This is a genomic window from Shigella sp. FC1967, from assembly GCF_001743005.1.
Taxonomy (GTDB): Bacteria; Pseudomonadota; Gammaproteobacteria; order Enterobacterales; family Enterobacteriaceae; genus Proteus.
Map to the genome: position 1 here is coordinate 1 of NZ_MIIZ01000861.1, position 2,423 is coordinate 2,423.

The window sequence follows — 2,423 nt, forward strand, 5'->3', positions numbered from 1 at the left end:
AAAAGGTTCGAGTTAAAGCTGACTATGACTTCTATAAGGGGCAAATGGACTGCTGGACAGACCCTCAAGGTGAAACGCACTGTCCGGTAAACACGGGCGGGAATCTCGATAGCTGTCAGAAATATGAAGAAAACCCTCAGTGCGGCTTCATCAGTTCCAAATGTGTTGATGGTGCTCAGGGAAGTTCTGGTACGTGCTACGTCCACGAGGATACTTATGACTGTGGTACAGATGTTTCTGTTCCGACCTTGGAAAAGGAAACTGAGTACCAGTGCGGTGGGCCTATACGCTGCATGGGAGATGACTGCCTTGATTTGACCAAAACACAAAGCACTGATTTTGCTCGCGCTACTGCGTTGCTCAATGCAGCCCAATTCATGACGCAGGATATGAGCTGCACAGGCCAAGATGGGGATGACAATCCTACCGGGGATGAAAACGTTATTTGCTCTGCTTTTGCAGGGGAAGCTGGCGAATGCAAGATAGCTGTTGGGGGAGTTTCTGATTGCTGTGAAAAGCCAACCAATATATCTCTTGCCGATTATCTGAACCTAATAATGGCCGTTCCAAAGCTCGATGGCGCAGTGATGGGGCTGACTGATGGTAATGCGCTTAAAGGGGCTTATCAGGTACTTAGGGAACCTGCCCTTCAAGGGTGGACAGAAGTCACAAAACCGTTCACAAGTTATATAGAGAACGTTTCAGGTGCTGTTGATTCGTTCTTTCAGCCTGTAGAGCAGTTTGTTGATCAACTCATTGACCAACTCAAAGAGCAAGTCAAAGAAGTGATGATGGATGTCATGAAATCAGCAGGCCAAGATGCAGCAACAGAGCAGGCGGCTGCCGCAGCATCTGAACAAGCTGCCGAAGCGATGATGGAGACTGCGACAACATGGCTTAGCACTGCCATGACGATATATACCGTCTATGTCGTTGCGATGGTGATGATCCAGATGATTTATAAGTGCGAGGAAGAAGAGTTCACTATGAACGCCAAAAGAGCGCTCAAGAATTGCACCTATGTAGGCTCTTATTGTAAATCTAAGGTGTTGGGCGCTTGTATTGAAAAAAGAGAAGCGTATTGCTGCTTCAACTCTCCGCTCTCTCGTATTATACAAGAACAGGTTCGCCCTCAATTGGGGCAGAACTTTGGAGACCCGAAAAATCCTCAGTGTGAAGGGATTCCACTAGATAAAATTGCCGAAATTGATTGGAGCAAAATTAATTTGGATGAGTGGCTTGGGATATTACAGCAGAACGGTAAATTCCCTGATCCGGCATCAATAAATCTCGACTCGCTGACTGGAGCAGGGAATGACTTCAATATTGACGGGACGCGGAAGAATGCTCAGGAAAGGGCGTTGGAGCGGTTGGAAGGGATTGATATTGACGCGAAGCGAAAAGAGGCGACAAACAGCATAGACCCTCAAACAGGCGCGCCAACTGGTGGTGGTGGATAAAAAAAGGGGCCTTTCGGCCCCTTTCTCATGTAGATTGATTACGCTTCTGGGTAAACAAATAACTCGGCTTTTCCCTGATCAAGAAGGTAAGGGAAAGCAACTTTTTCGCCATTATCCAGCTCAACCGATTTTGGAGCAAGGTAGAGGTAGGCCCAAGCTGGTAGCTGTTTGCTAATAGCTGCGTAGATCGCTTGCTGAGGAGCATGGCTTGCTGCCCCATTACCGACATTCACAAAGTTGTATGCGGTCTCATGGCCTGATGTGAAGGCATACGCTGTACCTTGAACGCCAGAGACAAAATTAGGAGCTGACCCCAGGCGAGGCTCCACGATTTTCACCTTAACGGAACACATGTCAGCTACCTTACTTCGTCCGTTCACCCACGTCGGGCAACCCCATTCATTCTTGTAGAACTGATAGGTTAGGCGACCATCTTTGTCATACAGAAGCGTGAAATTGGCACCCAAATCAGTCAGCGCTGACTCAATGGAAACTTTCACATGTGAAAGAAATTTGGCCTGAGCGTCTGCCGGTGAAACTGCTTCGTTAGCAGGCATCCAAGCGATCAAGCTATTGCGAGCGCCATGCTGTTTGGGGCCGATAGCCCAGTTCGCAAGGTTGACCAAGCCACCTTGCCAGTCGGTCATTCCGAGCTGAGGGGACATGTAGCCAGACAGCACGTAGGCTGCCCCAAACGTTTTGGTGTCGGTCAGACGCTCCAACTTGTCACGCGGAACAGAAGCGTCTTGGATGCCTGTTACCAGGCCACCGGCCTCCGCGATGTTGTAAGCGCGACTGTGATTGGTTTTGTACGCTGTGGGTTCGTAACTGCTGGTGGATGCACAGCCAGATAGAGCAGCTACAGCCATAGCCACGGTGGTGATTAAAGCCTTTTTCATGTTGTTCTCCGTTCTTACCTGAGTTGAATCTGATTTACTTCGATAATATCACAGCATCAAAAAA

Annotated in this window: 2 protein-coding genes; one reads left to right on the forward strand and one right to left on the reverse strand. The window is 48.6% G+C overall.

Going from position 1 to position 2,423, the window contains the following annotated elements:
* Window positions 1–1,460 (forward strand): conjugal transfer mating pair stabilization protein TraN (gene traN / locus BHE89_RS14715; RefSeq protein ID WP_128860593.1); only part of this gene is annotated, 1,460 nt, incomplete at its 5' end.
* Between the two features lie 38 nt (window positions 1,461–1,498).
* Here traN and BHE89_RS14720 read toward each other — a convergent pair.
* Window positions 1,499–2,359, reverse strand: a complete 861-nt coding sequence (locus BHE89_RS14720) for a hypothetical protein (RefSeq protein WP_069369991.1) — start codon at window positions 2,357–2,359, stop codon at window positions 1,499–1,501.
* Between the last annotated feature and the right edge of the window lie 64 nt (window positions 2,360–2,423).